Source organism: Candidatus Microbacterium colombiense, from assembly GCA_029203165.1.
In the GTDB taxonomy this organism is placed as follows: domain Bacteria; phylum Actinomycetota; class Actinomycetes; order Actinomycetales; family Microbacteriaceae; genus Microbacterium; species Microbacterium colombiense.
On the sequence record CP119308.1, the window covers coordinates 2,839,576 to 2,856,473 of the forward strand.

General features: G+C 67.1%; 14 protein-coding genes. 3 read left to right on the forward strand and 11 right to left on the reverse strand.

Annotated elements, in window-relative coordinates; all coding sequences use genetic code 11:
* Nucleotides 1-21 precede the first annotated feature (21 nt).
* Nucleotides 22-948, forward strand: a complete 927-nt coding sequence (locus P0Y60_13720) for a hypothetical protein (protein ID WEK60362.1) — start codon at nucleotides 22-24, stop codon at nucleotides 946-948.
* Nucleotides 949-1,040: 92 nt separating this feature from the next.
* On the opposite strand, the gene chvE is transcribed toward P0Y60_13720, so the two are convergent.
* From chvE to P0Y60_13740, 4 genes are all read right to left on the reverse strand, one after another.
* Complete coding sequence (chvE, locus tag P0Y60_13725) at nucleotides 1,041-2,159, reverse strand: sugar ABC transporter substrate-binding protein (protein ID WEK60363.1); 1,119 nt, start codon at nucleotides 2,157-2,159, stop codon at nucleotides 1,041-1,043.
* Nucleotides 2,160-2,218: 59 nt separating this feature from the next.
* A complete protein-coding gene (gene gguB, locus P0Y60_13730; protein WEK60364.1) occupies nucleotides 2,219-3,589 on the reverse strand; it encodes a sugar ABC transporter permease in 1,371 nt (456 codons plus the stop codon).
* Entirely contained in the window at nucleotides 3,586-5,106 is a 1,521-nt protein-coding gene (gguA, locus tag P0Y60_13735; protein ID WEK62927.1) for a sugar ABC transporter ATP-binding protein, read from the reverse strand. The genes gguB and gguA overlap by 4 nt, the downstream gene beginning before the upstream one ends.
* A 154-nt stretch (nucleotides 5,107-5,260) precedes the next feature.
* Nucleotides 5,261-6,274 (reverse strand): LacI family DNA-binding transcriptional regulator, encoded by a 1,014-nt coding sequence (locus tag P0Y60_13740; GenBank protein WEK60365.1) that lies wholly within the window; start codon nucleotides 6,272-6,274, stop codon nucleotides 5,261-5,263.
* 320 nt (nucleotides 6,275-6,594) lie between these two features.
* Here P0Y60_13740 and P0Y60_13745 point away from each other — a divergent pair, with 320 nt between their 5' ends.
* Nucleotides 6,595-7,260 (forward strand): DUF998 domain-containing protein, encoded by a 666-nt coding sequence (locus P0Y60_13745; protein WEK60366.1) that lies wholly within the window; start codon nucleotides 6,595-6,597, stop codon nucleotides 7,258-7,260.
* A 162-nt stretch (nucleotides 7,261-7,422) separates the two neighbouring features.
* On the opposite strand, the gene P0Y60_13750 is transcribed toward P0Y60_13745, so the two are convergent.
* The 3 genes from P0Y60_13750 to rsmA are packed head-to-tail and all read right to left on the reverse strand — an operon-like array spanning nucleotide 7,423 to nucleotide 10,302.
* Nucleotides 7,423-8,355 carry a 4-(cytidine 5'-diphospho)-2-C-methyl-D-erythritol kinase gene (locus tag P0Y60_13750; protein WEK60367.1) on the reverse strand — a complete coding sequence of 311 codons (933 nt, stop codon included), beginning with the start codon at nucleotides 8,353-8,355 and terminating at the stop codon, nucleotides 7,423-7,425.
* 13 nt (nucleotides 8,356-8,368) lie between these two features.
* Nucleotides 8,369-9,436 carry an L-glyceraldehyde 3-phosphate reductase gene (gene mgrA, locus P0Y60_13755; protein ID WEK60368.1) on the reverse strand — a complete coding sequence of 356 codons (1,068 nt, stop codon included), beginning with the start codon at nucleotides 9,434-9,436 and terminating at the stop codon, nucleotides 8,369-8,371.
* On the reverse strand, nucleotides 9,433-10,302 hold the full coding sequence (gene rsmA, locus P0Y60_13760) for a 16S rRNA (adenine(1518)-N(6)/adenine(1519)-N(6))-dimethyltransferase RsmA (protein ID WEK60369.1): 870 nt from the start codon (nucleotides 10,300-10,302) through the stop codon (nucleotides 9,433-9,435). Before rsmA ends, mgrA begins: the two co-directional genes overlap by 4 nt.
* 88 nt (nucleotides 10,303-10,390) lie before the next feature.
* Here rsmA and P0Y60_13765 point away from each other — a divergent pair, with 88 nt between their 5' ends.
* Complete coding sequence (locus tag P0Y60_13765; protein WEK60370.1) at nucleotides 10,391-11,656, forward strand: MFS transporter; 1,266 nt, start codon at nucleotides 10,391-10,393, stop codon at nucleotides 11,654-11,656.
* Here the strand turns inward: P0Y60_13765 and P0Y60_13770 are convergent.
* Genes P0Y60_13770 through P0Y60_13785 form a run of 4 tightly spaced genes read right to left on the reverse strand, consistent with a single transcriptional unit; the run spans nucleotide 11,635 to nucleotide 16,887 of the window.
* Nucleotides 11,635-12,507 carry a TatD family hydrolase gene (locus tag P0Y60_13770; protein WEK60371.1) on the reverse strand — a complete coding sequence of 291 codons (873 nt, stop codon included), beginning with the start codon at nucleotides 12,505-12,507 and terminating at the stop codon, nucleotides 11,635-11,637. The two genes, P0Y60_13765 and P0Y60_13770, sit on opposite strands and share 22 nt — an antisense overlap.
* Before the next feature lie 3 nt (nucleotides 12,508-12,510).
* Nucleotides 12,511-14,088, reverse strand: a complete 1,578-nt coding sequence (gene metG, locus P0Y60_13775; GenBank protein WEK60372.1) for a methionine--tRNA ligase — start codon at nucleotides 14,086-14,088, stop codon at nucleotides 12,511-12,513.
* A 39-nt stretch (nucleotides 14,089-14,127) separates the two neighbouring features.
* The gene (locus P0Y60_13780) at nucleotides 14,128-15,669 is read right to left on the reverse strand and encodes a molybdopterin-dependent oxidoreductase (protein WEK60373.1); all 1,542 of its coding nucleotides are present in this window, start codon (nucleotides 15,667-15,669) and stop codon (nucleotides 14,128-14,130) included.
* A 48-nt stretch (nucleotides 15,670-15,717) separates the two neighbouring features.
* The gene (locus P0Y60_13785) at nucleotides 15,718-16,887 is read right to left on the reverse strand and encodes a family 1 glycosylhydrolase (protein ID WEK60374.1); all 1,170 of its coding nucleotides are present in this window, start codon (nucleotides 16,885-16,887) and stop codon (nucleotides 15,718-15,720) included.
* Nucleotides 16,888-16,898: the final 11 nt, after the last annotated feature.

Genomic DNA, 16,898 nt, shown 5'->3' on the forward strand with positions numbered 1-16,898 from the left:
CGCTCGGCTTAGGATCGACGGGTGCCATGGAATCGCCGGATCTTCTCGCTCTCACTGGATGATCACAAGGCGAAGCTGGTGCAGTCGAGACGGCGGCGCGGTCGCTACGAACTCAGTGTCGATGGAATCGCGCAGTCGGTCGTCTGGATGACCGAGCCCACCACCCTCGAGTACGCCTACACTCGGCACATCGCCCGCGTGATGGACGCCGCGGCTGAGCCCGGCGCACCGCTGTTCACCGTGCATCTGGGAGCCGGCGCACTCACGCTGGCGCGCTACGTGGAGGCCACGCGCACCGGCTCACCTCAACTCGTCGTCGAGTTCGAGCCCGTCCTCTACGCAGCCATGATCTCCGCGCTGCCTCTGCCTCCCAGCGCTGATCTGCGAGTCGTCTTCGGCGATGCGCGAGCGGTCGCAGACGCCGAGCTGCCGGAAGAGAAGCGAGCGCCGGTGCCGGCATCCTCCTCCCCCGCGCCGGGGACCGCAACGATCGTTGATGCCGCGGTCGCCTCCGAGTGGGTGAACGCCCCCTTCACCGTCGTCGATCTCTGGGATGCCGCCGTCATCCGGCATCGCGTGGCCAGTCAGGAGTTCTACCGCCGGGTCGCCGCACGCTCCGCTGCAGGGGGAATCGTCGCGGTGAACCTGCTCGACGGGCATCCGTTCGAGTATTCGCGGCGACAGGCGGCCACCCTGAGCTCGGTGTTCGCCCACGTCGCCGTCGTTCTCGACGCAGAGCCAGAAGATGACGAAGGACCACTCGGCAACGTGGTCATCTTCGCGAGCGATGAGCCGCTGGAGGTCGTGGCGAACCCCGACCTCCTCGGCGCACCGCGACCTCACTTCCTCCACGACCGACATCTGACGTCGTGGATCGCGAATGCCCACATCATGACCGACGCGGACGGCACAGACTCCCCCGACCCCAACGACCCGGTCTGGTACTAGCGCTGCCCTGAATACGAACGAGCCGCCCGGAACCCGAGAGTCCGGACGGCTCGTCCACCGCGATGCACGAGGCCTCGCGGGTCATGCGTGACTTACTGGAACGACTTCACGATCTCGAGGAGGCTCGGCACGTTCGCGTAAGCCTCGAGCGCGTTCTCCTTCGTGACGATCAGCGGCTCGAGCAGGTAGGCCGGGACGACCTTCTTGCCGTTGTCGTACTGCTCGGTGTCGTTGACGTCGACCTCTTCGCCCTTCTGGAGCTGGCCGACCATCTTGATGGACTGCTCGACGAGGAGCGTGGTGTCCTTGTTGATCGTGGAGTACTGGACGCCCTCCATGATCGACTTGACGGACTCGACCTCGGAGTCCTGACCCGTGACGACCGGAACCGGCTTGCCTGCCTGCTGCACCGAGGTGATGATGGCGCGAGCGAGGGTGTCGTTCGGGGAGAGGACGCCGTCGAGCGTCTCGGAACCGTACGACGAGGTGAGCAGCGAGTCCATGCGGCGCTGAGCGTTCTCCGGCTTCCAGCCCTCGGTCGCCGTCTGCGCGATCTCGGTCTGGCCCGACACGACCTTCAGCGTGCCGTCGTCGATCTTCGGCTGGAGCACGTCCATCGCACCGTTGAAGAACACCGGAGCGTTGGCGTCATCCGGCGAACCCGAGAACAGCTCGATGTTGTACGGAGCCTCGTGGCCCGCACGCTCGGCGAGACCGTCGAGCAGCGCCTGGCCCTGCAGCTGGCCGACCTTGAAGTTGTCGAAGGCGACGTAGTAGTCGACGGCTTCGGTGTTCTCGATCAGTCGGTCGTACGCGATGACCGTGACACCTGCGTCGCGGGCTGCCTCAACCTGCGTCGACAGCTGCTTGCCGTCCTTCGCGCCGATGATGATGACCTTCGCACCACCGGTGACCATCGCCTGGATCTGGTTCTGCTGCTCGGCGACCGTGTTGCTGGCCGGCGCGTACTGCACGTCAGCCTTGAATCCGGCCTTCTCGAGACCGTCGGTGAACAGCTGGCCGGCGAGGACCCAGTTCTCCGAGGTCTTGTCGGGCAGTGCGACACCGATCGTGGCGTCAGCGGCGAAGCCCTTGGCGGTCTCTTCCCCTCCACCGGTTCCGGTGTCACCGCCGCGCTCCGAGGAGCAACCGGTGAGGGCGAAGGCGCCCACGGCGACGATCGCTGTCGCCGTCAGAAGAATCTTCTTCATGTGATCTCTTTCTCTGGTGTGTGAAGGTCTCGTCACGCGTGCGGCGCGCGGCTCGACCCCTACTTTCCGCGCGTCTCGTCGACGGCGGGGGCTTCGTACTTCTGACCTGTGGGGTAGTTCGCCTTCGGGTCGAAGGTCTCGAGGGCGGGGTCTTGCTTGCGGTCGGAGCGACGCATCAGGAACCCGGTGATCGAGGGGCGACCCTGCTGCTTGTTCCAGACGTCGACGCCGACCGCGAGCAGGAGCACGAGGCCCTTGATCATCGAGACCACGTCGGCGCCTTGACCCAGCAGTGCGAGTCCGTTATTGAGGAACGCCATCACGAGACCACCGATGATCGATCCGATGACGGTACCGATACCACCCGAGACGGCGGCGCCACCGATGAAGACCGAGGCGATCGCGTCGAGCTCCCAGCCATTGCCGTCCTGAGGGCCGGAGGCGGTGGCGCGGGAGACGTAGATCATGCCGGCGAGGGCGGCGAGAACCGACATGTTCATCATGACGAAGAAGTCGACCCAGCGGTCCTTGACACCCGACAGGCGCGCTGCCTGGCGGTTGCCACCGACCGCGTAGATGTGACGGCCGAACACCGTGTTGTTCGTGATGAACGTGTAGAGGATCACGAGCAGCAGCAGGATCACGCCGGAGATCGGGAAGCTGGTTCCCTCGCGCCCGGTGGCGAACAGCCATCCGGCGACCAGGATGACGACCGAGATCAGGATCACCTTGGTGATGCTGACCCAGCTGGGCGCCATCTCGGAGCCCATCTTGCGCTGGGCCCGACGCAGGCGGATCTCGGAAACCACGATCCACGCGACGCCGATCAGGGCGAGCACCATGGTCAGCACATTGAAGGGCACCGGGATGAAGGAGAGCTCGGGCAGGTAACCAGCGCCGATGATCTTGAACCCCTCGGGCACCGGCACCGACTGCGAGTCCCCGACCCATTGGTTCGCACCGCGGAAGAAGAGCATGCCGGCCAGCGTCACGATGAACGCCGGCACCCCCACGTAGGCGACCCAGAAGCCTTGCCACGCACCGACCAGCACGCCGACGCCGAGCCCGAGCAGGATGGCCAACGGCCAGGGCAGATCCCAGTCCGCCATGGCCTTCGCCACGATGATGCCCGTGAACGCCGCCACGGATCCGACCGACAGATCGATGTGGCCCATGATGATCACCATCACCATGCCGATCGCGAGGATCAGGATGTAGGAGTACTGGTTGACGACGTTGATCAGGTTGCCCGACGAAAGCGTCAGACCCTGTCCCTTGAAGATCCACGTCAGCAACTGGAAGACGACCAGGATGACGACGAGGCTGCCGAGGATGCTGAACTGACGCAGCGTCGACTGTCCACCCCCGAACATCTTCCCGAGATCCTTGAAGTGGAATCCGCGCTTCGCGGTGGTGGATTCGGTGGTCATGCGGATGCTTTCTGGGTCGCGGAGGTCATGCTGCGCATGAGGGCCTCGGGTGTCGCCTGGTCGGCCGGGATGCAGTCGGTGACCCGACCTTCGAAGACGGTGTAGATGCGGTCGGAGATGCCGAGCAGCTCGGGCAGTTCGCTGGAGATGACGATGACGCCCTTGCCCTGCGCGGCGAGCTCGTTGATGATCGCGTAGATCTCGTACTTCGCGCCGACGTCGATGCCTCGGGTCGGCTCGTCGAGGATCAGCAGGTCGGGGTCGGTGAACATCCACTTCGCCAGCACGACCTTCTGCTGGTTGCCGCCCGACAGCTTGCCGACGCCCTCTTCGACCGAGGGGGTCTTGATGCGCAGCGCCTTGCGGTACTGCTCGGCGATCGCGAACTCGGCGCGCGGGTCCACGACGCCGCGGCGGGCGATCTTGGACAGCTTGGCGGAGACGGTGGCCCGCTTGATCGTGTCGAGCAGGTTGAGGCCGAGCACCTTGCGGTCCTCGCTCACGTACGCGAGCCCGTGCTTGATCGCGGCTGCGACGTCCGGGAGAGCGATCTCCTCGCCGTCCTTGATCATCGTGCCCGAGAGGAACGTGCCGTAGGAGCGGCCGAACATGCTCATCGCGAACTCCGTGCGACCTGCGCCCATGAGTCCGGCGATGCCGACGACCTCGCCGCGACGGACGTTGAGGCTCGAGCCCTTCACGACCATGCGCTCGGATACGGTCGGATGCTGCACCCACCAGTCGTTGACCTCGAAGAACACCTCGCCGATCTCCGGCGTGCGGTCCGGGTAGCGGCTCTCGAGCGAGCGTCCGACCATCCCGCGGATGATGCGGTCCTCGTTGATCTCGCCGCGTGAGATGTCGAGCGTCTCGACCGTGCGTCCATCGCGGATGATCGTGATCTCATCGGCGATCTGCTCGATCTCGTTGAGCTTGTGGCTGATCATGATCGACGCGATGCCCTTGGCCTTGAGCCCCAGGATCAGATCGAGCAGGTGCTGCGAGTCGTTCTCGTTCAGGGCCGCAGTCGGCTCGTCGAGGATCAGCAGCTTGACGTCCTTGTTGAGCGCCTTCGCGATCTCGATGAGCTGCTGCTTGCCGACACCGAGCGTCTTGACCTGTGCATCCGGGTCCTCGCTCAGACCGACACGGGCGAGCAGCTCGATCGCGCGCTGCTTCTGCGCCTGCCAGTCGATCCGGCCGAAGCGGCGGATCTCGTTGCCGAGGAAGATGTTCTCGGTGACCGAGAGCTCGGGGATCAGCGCGAGCTCCTGGTGGATGATCACGATGCCGGCCTGCTCGCTGGCCGCGATGTCCTTGAAGCGCTGCTCCTCGCCGTACAACAGGATCTCTCCGTCGTACGTGCCGGCGGGGTACACGCCGGACAGGACCTTCATCAGGGTCGACTTGCCGGCGCCGTTCTCACCGCAGATGGCGTGGATCTCCCCAGCCCGTACGGTGATCGACACCTCGGAGAGTGCCTTGACGCCCGGGAACTCCTTGGTGATGCTGCGCATCTCCAGGATCGGGCCTGACACGGTCGGCAACGTTGCAGTGGTGCTCACGGATCTTCCTCGCGACGTGCGGTCACCTTCGATGTGACCGTTCACATTTGTAACATCGTCCAATGCGGACGGGGCGCTGTCAAGTCCGGACGGCGATTTCGTGTCGTTACCGTGATCCGGACGACTCACGCACGCGCAGAGTCGTCTGGAGCGGACCGAACGCGGGCACCTGCTCACCCCGGATCTGGGCGAGCAGGATCTTCACCGCTCGACGCCCGAGCTCCGGGAAGTCCTGATGCACGGTCGTCAAGGTCGGCGCCACATGGGCGGCCACCGGCACGTCATCGAAACCGACGACGCTGATGTCTTCCGGCACCCTCACCTTCGCGTCACGGAATCCGTGCAGCAGGCCGATCGCCATCAGATCGTTCGCCGCGAACACCGCGGTGAAGTCCCGCCGACGCGACAGCTCCTGCCCGGCGAAATACCCGAAGTCTGCGGACCAATCACCGCGGATCGGCGGGAACGTCGGCAGATCGGCCTCGCGCAGGGCATCGAGGTACCCCCGCATCCGCGACTCCGCCTCGATCCAGTCCTGCGGGCCGGCCAGGTGCAGGATGTCGCTGTGGCCGAGCCCGATCAGATGCTCGGTCGCCGCCCTCGCCCCCGCCACCTGATCGGCCGAGAGGCTGACACCGTCCGACCCGGACGCCGTCTGCAGCGAGACGAAGGGCAGGGCGACGGCCATGCCGCGCAACACGTTGAACACCCGCACCTGCGGGGCGAGCACGACGATCCCGTCGACCTGCTCTCTGGCGAGCTGTCGCACGGCACTGCCGATCGCCTCCGGCGTGGTCGCTGCGAGGTTGAGCGTCGAGACGGAGTACCCCTCTTCGCGCGCCGCGTCCTCGATGCTGGCGATCGAGGACGTCGGCCCGAACTCGCCGATCGTCGCCGACAGGATGCCGAGCATGTTCGACTTGCTCGTCACCAGCGCCCGGGCGGCGAGGTTCGGACGATAGTCGAGCACGGCGATGGCGTCGAGCACCTTGGCCTTGGTCTCCGGACGGATGCTGGCGTGATCGTTCAGCACACGCGAGACCGTCTGATGCGATACCCCTGCGAGTCGCGCAACGTCGCGGATGCTCGGCAACCGCGCGCGCTCAGAGGCGGTGGACATCGCAGCCTCCTTGCATGTGCACGGTCACATCGTTAGTTCATTATGTATCCCGAACGCAGAGATGTGCATCTCTGCGCGCAGACCGGGGCACAGTCCGTCCGTCTCGTGCACACCGGGTGTTCACCTCCGCGTCACTCCCAACGAAATGAGAAACCCGTCGTGACCCGGAAGTTGTCGCTACACTGATAATTACCCAGCGGTCTATCTACTGAGCCGCACCCGATGACACGCTCGCCTGAGAAGGGACTCAACTTCGTCCTGGCCGGCCGTCGAGCGTATGGCGACAGGAAAAAGCCATGAGCTCACCTCGACGAGTATCCATGACCCTCACTGCCGGGATCCTGCTGTGCGCAGGCATCCTCGCAGCCACTTTCACCACCACCGACCCCGAGTGGTGGGAGCTGTACTTCAGTCGCCTCGGCATGACCGGCGACCTGTCTGCCGCGCTGTTCAACGGTGGGCTGATCCTGGCAGGGATCGTGATCGCGGCGTCGGCCGTGATGATGAGGGTCTGGCTCGTCCGCTCACCCATGTACGCGCAGGCCGCGTATCGTCGCGCATCGCACGTGGTGCCATTCTTCGTCGCCACACTGGGCATCAGCCTCGGCGCGATCGGGGTGTTCCCCCTGTCGGTCGACAAGACGGCGCACGACAACGCCTCCCTGCTCATGCTCTCGTCCTTTGCGTGCCTGCTGATCGTGCATCGCATCTTCCTGCGCACGCTCTCGCGCTTGTTGAACACGCTCGCGATCGTCTCCGGCGTGCTCATGATCACCAGCATGGCGGCGATGACCATGGGCATGATCAACCTGACGCTCTTCGAGGCGATCGGTTTCACCGTGATCCTGACGTGGGTGCACCTGCTCGAAACACAGCTCCGCGCCCTCTCTCCCGCCGTGGTTCGCGAACGTTCAGCAAACTCCCAGCAATTTTTTTTGTCCCCCATTTGGGGGACAAGCAAATTCGCGCTATCGTCTATTCAGTAGCTGGGGCTACAAGGCTGAACATCTGGGGTGTTGAGCCGAACGCAGTGAGGCAGAGCAGCCACGTCCCTTGTGGCGCACCCTCTCGAGAATCCGGTTGGGGAACTGGAAATCTCGAGAGGGGCTGCCCGCTCGGACTTCTGTTCTGTGTCACCCGATCCTGTGTCACCCGATGATGCGAGCGCCCGGCACCGGGCCGTGCACATGCAGCGCTTCCCGCCCTGAACGCCGCAGTGCCGTTTGCACATCGAGGGCGACGTCAGGATCGGCGCACAGGAGGGCGATCGTCGGACCCGAACCCGACACGATCCCCTGCAGCGCCCCGGCGCGCACGCCTTCGTCGATCGTCTCGGCGAGGTCGGGACGCTCGAACAGCGCCGCAGCCTGCAGATCGTTGAACAAGGAGTCGGCCAGCTCCGCCGGATCACCCGCACGAAGCGCCTGCAGCACGGGGATGGGCACGTCGAGCGACAGAGGCGGATCGTCGGCGAGCGCGCCTTCTTCCTCGCGCAACGCGTCCAGGCGACCGTAGACGACCGGCGTCGACAGGCCCTGCTCACTGGTCACCAGCACCCAGTCGAAGCGTCCCCGCGCGAGAGCGGGGTTCAACTGATCGCCGCGCCCGGTTCCGACCGCTGTGCCGCCGTGCAGTGCGAAGGGGACATCAGCGCCCAGTCGTGCGGCCAGATCGTGCAGGCGTGCCGGCGAGAGACCGGTCCCCCACAGCGCGTCGCACGCGACGAGAGCAGCCGCAGCATCCGCCGATCCGCCGCCCATCCCCCCGGCGACCGGAACGCTCTTGCGGATCTCGAGCGCCACACCCCCGGGATACTCCGTCGCGGTGGCGAGCAGCTTGGCCGCACGCATCGCCAGGTTCCGGTCGTCGAGGGGCACGCTGTCGACATCATCGACACCCGAGACCGTCAAGGAATAGTCGTCGGCGTGGCGGGCGATCACGTCTTCGTACAGCGAGACCGCCTGGAACACGGTCGCCAGGGCGTGATAGCCGTCCTCATGGCGTCCGCCGACACCGAGGAAGACGTTGATCTTCCCCGGCGCGCGCACATGCACGGACTCGGCGGACGCGGAGAGGCTCATGATCCGGTGACCGTCACAGCTCCGAGGACTTCGCCCACAGGTTGACGTCGATGGATCCCGCCAGTTCGTCGATCCGGGCCAGCTCCTCGGTCGTGAGGGCCGGACCGTTGACGGCCGCGATGTTCTCATCGAGCTGCTCGGTGCGCGACGCACCGATCAGCGCCGACGCCACCACGGGGTTGCGCAGCGTCCACTGCAGTGCCAGCTGGGCGAGCGACTGACCGCGTTCGCGAGCGATGTCGTTCAGTGCCCGCAGCGTCGTCACGGCATCGTCGCTCAGCGCACCGCTCGGCAACGACCCGCGCTGCTGCGCGCGATCGGCCGTTCCATCGCCGAGGTACTTGTCGGTGAGCAGACCCTGGGCGAGCGGGGTGAACGCGATCGCGCCCAGTCCGTTGGCCTGCAGGGTGTCGGTCAGACCGTCCTCGACCCAGCGGTTGAGGATCGAATAGGCGGGCTGGTGGATGATCAGCGGGGTGCCGAGATCCTTCGCGACGGCCACGGCCTCCTCGGTGCGCTCCGCGCTGTACGAGGAGATGCCGACGTAGAGGGCCTTGCCCTGACGCACGAGCGTGTCCAGCGCGCCCACGGTCTCGGCGATCGGCGTGACGGGGTCGACCCGGTGCGAATAGAAGATGTCGACGTAGTCGAGTCCCATCCGGGTCAGCGACTGCTCGGCGCTGGCGATGATGTACTTGCGGCTGGCGAAGTCGCCGTAGGGGCCCGGCCACATGTCCCATCCGGCCTTCGACGAGATGATGAGCTCGTCGCGGTACGGGCGGAAGTCCTCGGCGAAGATCCGGCCGAAGTTCTTCTCGGCCGAGCCGTAGGGCGGGCCGTAGTTGTTCGCCAGATCGAAGTGGTTGATCCCGTTGTCGAACGCATGGCGCAGCAGTGCGCGCTGGTTGTCGAGCGGGATGTTGTCGCCGAAGTTCCACCAGAGACCGAGCGAGATCGGCGGCAGGTACAGGCCGGAGGAACCGACCTGTCGGTAGGAGAACTGCTGGTAGCGGCTCTCATCGGCCGCGTACGGGCGGTGCAGTTCGGGAACGTGGGGGCTGAAGCGGGGGGAGTCGGTCACGGTGCCAGATTAGCCGTTGGCGATGACTGCGCGTGCTGGGCGATGCGCTGATAGTCATCTACCGTAAGATCCTCGCCGCGCGCGGTCGGCGCGACACCGGCAGCCGACAGCACCTCGGAGGCAGCGGCGGAACTGCCGAAGAGGCCGGACAGCGCCTGGCGCAGCATCTTGCGACGCTGGTTGAAGGCGGCATCGACGATCTGGAACGTGCGGCGCCTCTCGTCGACGCTGCCCCGCTCCCCCTCGGATCGATCGAAACCGACCAGGAGGCTGTCGACGTTCGGCACCGGCCAGAAGACCTGCCGTGAGACGGTGCCGGAGAGCTTCCACTCGCCGTACCAGGCGGCCTTGACGCTCGGAGATCCGTAGATCTTCGAGCCGGGCTTCGCCGCGAGGCGCTCCGCGACCTCGGCCTGCACCATCACGACGCCACGCTGCAGGTAGTCGAAGTTCTCGAGGAAGTGCAGCAGCACGGGCACCGAGACGTTGTACGGCAGGTTGGCGACGAGCACCGTCGGCTCTCCTGGCAACTCCGTGATGCGCAGGGCGTCGGCATCGACGACCGTGAGCGCCGCGGGGTCCACCCCGTGCTCGGCGACGGTCTGCGAGAGCCGGGCGGCGAGACGATGGTCGATCTCGACGGCGGTGACCGCGGCCCCGGTCTCCAGGATGGCGAGCGTGAGGGATCCGAGTCCCGGTCCGACCTCGACCACGCGCTCGCCCGGCTGCACGCGGGCGGCATGGACGATCTTGCGCACGGTGTTGGCATCGACCACGAAGTTCTGCCCCAGCTTCTTGGTGGGGGTGACGTCGAGCTCGGCGGCGAGGCGGCGGATCTCGGTGGCGCCGAGCAGGGTGACGGTCATCCCTCCATTCTCCCCTACGCCCGGCGCTCCCCCGTCGCCCGGCGCTCCCCCGTCGCCCGGTGTCCGTGGCTCTCAGTAGTCTTCTGTGATGCCCACTCTCGGTGAACTCGTCGCGCCGCGCCGCATGGGGCGCGACTTCCGGTGGCTTCTCGCCTCATCGTGGACGAGCAACGTCGGCGATGGAGTGGCGTTGGCCGCCGCTCCCCTGCTGATCGCGTCGATGACCTCGTCGCCGATCCTGGTGGCTTCGGGAGCGATCCTGCAGTTCCTTCCCTGGCTCGTGTTCGGTCTGCACGCCGGCGCCATCGCGGATCGCTTCGACCGACGCCGACTGGTCATGTTCGCCAACGCCGCACGCGCCGTCGTGCTCGCCGCGCTCTGCGTCTTCCTCGTCACCGGCACCGCCACCATCTGGATCGTGCTCGCTGTCGCCTTCCTCTACGGCACGGCCGAGGTGTTCGTCGACACCGCCGGCAGCACGCTGCTGCCGATGCTCGTGAAACCGGCCGACCTCGGCGTCGGCAACGCCCGGCTCCAGGCCGGCTATCTCGTCGCGAACCAGTTCGCCGGGCCGCCGCTGGGAGCCTTCCTGTTCGCCGCCGGCACCGCGTGGCCGTTCCTGCTCGAGATCGTGTGCGTCAGCCTCGCCGTCGTTCTGATCTCGCGCATGGCCCACACGCCCGTGCCCGAGCGTGACGGCGGCGCAGGGACGAGCAGGGTGCACACCGACATCGCCGAGGGACTGCGCTGGCTCTGGCACAACCCGCCGGTGCGGATGCTGGTGCTGATCATCCTGCTCTTCAACGTGACCTGGGCAGCGCCCTGGGGCGTGCTCGTGCTCTACGCGACCGAGCACCTGAACATGGGAGCGGTCGGCTTCGGCGCCCTGACGACGGCGTCGGCGATCGGCGGCCTGCTGGCGACCGTGAGCTTCGGCTGGCTGGAGCGGCACGTGTCGTTCGCGACACTGATGCGGGTGGTCCTGTCGCTCGAAGTGCTCATGCACCTCGCATTCGCCCTGACCACCACCGGGTGGGTCGCTCTCGTGATCATGTTCGCCTTCGGCGCTTACGCGTTCGTCTGGGGCACGATCTCGACGACCGTGCGCCAGCGGCTCGTGCCCCCGGCGTTGCAGGGCCGGGTCGCGTCGGTGAACATGGTGGGCGTGTTCGGCGGCATGGTGATCGGACAGGCGCTGGGCGGAGTGATCGCCGAGGTCTGGGGTCTCACGGGTCCCTGGTGGTTCGCGTTCGCCGGAGCGGCGCTCACCCTGGTGTTCGTGTGGAAGCCGATCTCGCAGATCGTGAGTGCGACACCGGTCTCCGGCGACGATCAGTCCGTGAAGGAGCCGTAGACCCGGAGGGTGTTCTCGGCGATCCGCGCCGCGAGTTCATCGACCTCGATGCCGAGCTCGGCTGCCATGAACCGCACCGTGATCGGCACGAGATAGGGCGCATTCGGGCGTCCTCGCAGGGGAACGGGCGTGAGGAAGGGGGCGTCGGTCTCGACCAGGATCCGGTCCAGCGGCGTGACGTGCAGCGCATCGCGCAGGTTCTGCGCGTTCTTGAAGGTGACGTTGCCGGCGAACGACAGGTGGTAGCCGACATCCGCACAGACGCGGGCCATGACGTCATCGCCGGAGAAGCAGTGGAACACGGTGCGTTCCGGTGCCCCGACCCGCTGCAGCGTCTCCAGCACCGCGTCGTGCGCATCGCGATCGTGGATCTGCATGGCGATGCCGTGCTTCTTGGCGAGCGCGATGTGCGCCTCGAACGAGGCGAACTGGGCGTCATACCCCTCGGGCCCGGTGCGGAAGAAATCGAGTCCGGTCTCGCCGATCGCACGGGTGCGCGGATGCGCGGCGAGCTCATCGATCACCGAGATCGCCTCGTCCAGCCGACCGTCCGCCGCGTACGCCGGGGCGTCGTTCGGATGGATCGCGACCGCCGCGAGCACACGAGGGTCGGATGCCGCGGCCTCGACCGCCCACCGCGACGACTCGATGTCACCCGACGCCTGCACCACGCCGGCGATACCGACGGCCGCGGCGCGATCCAGTTGCTCGGTCAACGTCAGCGGCTCCTCGCCGTCGACGATCTCCAGGTGCGCGTGGTTGTCGTAGACCGCCACGGCCAGCGGCTCGGGAGCCGCCGGATACCGCAGATCCTTGCGTCCGTCACCCGACCTCTGCTGCACGTAGGTCATGGCTCAGGACGCGGACTCCACCCGCGGGAACAGCGGGGTGAGTCCGTTGACGCTGGTGCCGGGACGCAACACGCCCCATGCTCCGGCCTCACGGATCGGCTGGTCCAGAAGACGCCCGAGGCTCTCCGCCGCGCCGAGGGCGACCCACAACTTCTCGGTCGACTGCGGCATCACCGGCGACAGCAGCACCGCGAGCGCACGCAGGCCCTCGGCGCAGGTGTACAGCACCGTGCCCAGGCGTGCACGCTGGGCCTCGTCGCGGGCGAGCGCCCACGGCTCGTTCTCGGTGATGTAGCCGTTGAGCGCATCGACGATGGTCCAGATGGCCGCGATCGCCTCATCGATACGGAACTGCTCGATCGCGGCATCCGCGTTCGAGGCCGCGTCGGCGACCAGTTTCTGGATCGCGAGATCCTTCTCGGTGTAGTCCGCAGCCGGGGGCACGATGCCCTCGAAATACTTCTCGATCATCGCGGTCGTGCGCGAGGCGAGGTTGCCGAAGCCGTTCGCGAGCTCGGCCTGATAGCGCGCCGACAGGTCCTCCCAGGAGAAGGAACCGTCCTGCCCGAAAGCGATCGCCGAGAGGAAGTAGAACCGGTAGGCGTCGGAACCGAAGACGTCGGTGATCTCCGTCGGTGCGATGCCGGTGAGCTTCGACTTCGACATCTTCTCGCCGCCGACGAGCAGCCAGCCGTGCGCGAAGACGCCCTGGGGCACCTCGAGACCGGCGGCCATCAGCATCGCGGGCCAGATCACCGCGTGGAAGCGCAGGATGTCCTTGCCGACCACGTGATAGGCGGGCCAGCGCCGCGCGAACGTGGCGTCATCGTCGCCGTACCCCACGGCCGTGGCGTAGTTGAGAAGAGCGTCGACCCACACGTAGATCACGTGCGACTCGTCCCACGGCAGCGGGATGCCCCAGTCGAAGGCCGAGCGCGAGATCGAGAGGTCCTTGAGCCCCTGACGCACGAAGGAGACGACCTCGTTGCGCGCCGACTCCGGGCGGATGAAGTCGGGCTGGGTCTTGTAGAGCTCGAGCAGGCGGTCCTGGAACTCGCTCAGCTTGAAGAAATAGTTCTTCTCCTGCAGCAGCTCGAGCGGCTTGGAGTGGATCGCACAGACCTTCAGTCCCTCGAAAGGACCGGTGCCGTCGAGGATCTCGGATTCCGGCTTGAACTCCTCGCAGCCCACGCAGTACAGCGCCTCATACTCGCCCGCATAGATGTAGCCGCGGTCGTAGATGGCCTGCACGAACTTCTTGACCCGCTCCTCGTGCCGCTCCTGCGTGGTCCGGATGAAGTCGTCGTTGGCGACGTCGAGCGTCCGCAGCTGAGGGAACCAGCTCTCGGTGACGAGCTTGTCGACCCACTCCTGCGGGGTCACGCCGTTCGCGGCCGCGGCACGGAGCATCTTCTGCCCGTGCTCGTCGGTGCCCGTGAGCATCCAGGTGTCGTCGCCCGCCTGGCGGTGCCAGCGCGCGAGCGTGTCGACGGCCACCGTCGTGTACCCGTGGCCGATGTGAGGCACGTCGGAAGGGTAGTAGATGGGCGTGGTGATGTAGAACGATTCGCCAGCGGGCATGGAGCAATTCTAGGCGGCTCACAGCCGGTGGTTACGCGCTCACGCCACCGACACCTCGACACGATGCCACCCCTGAGCACCGTTCGGCGCCGGGGCCGCCGGGTCGGATGTCTGGGTCTCGCCGTCGGCGCTGATGGCTCGGCATTCGATGGTGTGCGCACCACTGGCCGCCTGCCACGGCACGCTCCACTGCACCCAGGTGTCGGCCGAGATGGCGGTGGCGAGCTCGGCAGGCTGCCAGGGACCGTCGTCGACACGCACCTCGACCCCGGACACGCCCACCTGCTGCTGCCAGGCCATTCCCGCGATCACGGCATCGCCCGCGGTGACCTGCTGCCCGCCCCGGGGCACGTCGATGCGCGACTGCAGCTTGATCGGTCCGTGATCCGACCATCCGCGCGGCGTCCAGTAGCCCATCGCCCGGTCGAACCGGGTGACCTCCAGCTCGGTGACCCACTTCGTCGCCGACACGTAGCCGTAGAGCCCCGGCACCACCATCCGCACCGGGAAGCCGTGCTCGATCGGCAAGGGCTCGCCGTTCATGCCGATCGCGAGCACCGCATCCCGATCATCCGTGAGCGCCTCCAGCGGGGTCGAGGCGGTGAACCCGTCGATGGAGGTCGACAGCACCATGTCGGCATCCGCCTGCACGCCGGCACGGGCGAGCAGCTCGCGGATGGGATGCCCCAACCAGCGCGCGTTGCCGATCAGCGACCCGCCCACCTCGTTCGACACGCAGGCCAGCGTCACGTACGACTCCTGCATCGGCAGCGCCAGCAGCTCATCCCAGGTGACACGCACCTCGCGATCGACCATGCCGTGGATGCGCAACGACCAGTCCGCCGGGTCGACCCGAGGCACGATCAGTGCGGTGTCGATGCGGTAGAACTCGAGGTTCGGAGTGACGACGGGAGAGAGCCCGGAGATGTCCAGCTCCGCGGCGCTCGGCACGGGAGCCGCCGGCGTGACGGCTTTCGGCAGCCGCAGCGCCTCACGGACCGCATCGATCGAGCGAGTCGCGCCGCGCGCGACGTTGCCGGCCGCGAGCGCGATCAGGCCAGCGGCCGCGGTGCCGGCGGTCCAGAGCAGGAACCGGCGGCGGTCCTCGTGGTCGGGGGCGAACCCAGCGATCGGGCGCAGTCGGCGGACGAGCAGCCGCAGCGCGATGACCGCGACAAGTCCGGCGACGAGCCCTGGCAGCCAGGCGAACGGTCCCGCTCCTGGACGGAGCATCGCCGCCACCAGCGCAAGCGCGCCGAGGCCGCCGAGGATGACCGCGCCCACGCCGGATCGCCAGAACTCGAGGATGCCGGCGAGTGCGGCGACGGCGACCAGCACCACGGCGATTCCCGTGATCAGCGCCACCTTGTCGCCGGTGCCGAACAGCGCGATCGCCGTGTCCTTCGCCCAGCTCGGGGCGAGATCGATCAGCCCGCCCCCGATCACCGCGAACGGGCTCGCGCTCGGCTCGACCACGGCGGCGGTGAGTTCGGCCAGCCCGACCGCGACGAGCGCGGCGCTCAGCCCGGCGGCGGCCGATCGGAGCCGGTCACCGCGCGTCGTGCGGGTCGCATGCGTCATCATCCGAGGGTAACCCCGCCCGGGTCATGCGCGGGCGGGGTATCCGCTTCAGAGGCCGTTGCGGCGGGCGACCTCGCCGAGCCAGGCCAGCGACGGCTTCGGCGATCGCTCGAACGTCTGGCGGTCGAACCCGATCAGCCCGAAGGTCGGCGCGAATCCGCTCGCCCACTCGTAATTGTCCAGCGCGCTCCAGTGCTGGTACGCCCGCACCTCGATGCCGTCGGAGATGGCGCGATGCAGCCCCTCCAGCGCACCCTGCGTGTAGGCGATACGCCGCGTGTCATCGGCCGTCGCGATGCCGTTCTCGGTGACGAGCACCGGCACGCCGCCGCTGCGCTCCCAGGCGCTGCGCACGCCGAGCTCGAGTGCCTCCGGATAGAACTCCCAGCCGGTGAGGGTCGTCTCCACGTCGGGGCTCACGGGCCGCGGTCCCTCCGGTCCGATGAAGGTGCGGGTGTAGGCCTGCACACCGACGAAGTCGTCGCCGGCGGACTGATCGAGATACCAGTGATCACGGGGGTCGCCGTATTCGGCGAGCATCTCATCGGCGCCGGGCTCGCCGGTCGAGTGGAACGCCTGGGTCGCGATCGTCCATCCGGCCTGCACCCCCGAGACCGAGTGCAGGATCTCGGATGCGCGATGGTGCGCGTCGAGGAGGGTGTCGGCGACCGCGAGGTCGGGATTGGGGAGACCGTAGGCGACGAGGTTCGCCGCATCCTCTCCCCCGGCCAGCATCGCGGCGATGTTCGGCTCGTTGATCGTGCAGACGTAGGTCACACCGTCGAGGATCGGCAGCACCGTCTCGACGTAGCGCGCGAACAGATCGACCGCGTCATCCGCCCGCCAGAAGCCGTCCTTCTGGAACCACTGCGGCACCGTGAAGTGCATCAGCGTGACGGTCGGGTCGAGCCCGTTCTCCTGCGCGGTGTCGATCATGCGGCGATAGTGGTCGAGCGACGCCTGCGAGATGAACCCGCGTTCGGGCTCGATGCGCGCCCACTCCACGGAGAACCGGTAGGAGTTCAGCCCCGCGGATGCGAGCAGACCCATGTCTTCCGGATAGCGATGGAAGTGATCGGCGGCGTCTCCCGAAGGCTCCACCATCGGCGAGCCGGGAGCGTGCTCCATGGCCCACCAGTTGCTGGTCGTGTTGTTGCCCTCCACCTGGTGGGCCGCGGTCGCGGCGCCCCAGAGGAAGCCGTCGGGAAATGCGAGCACGAATGCTCTCC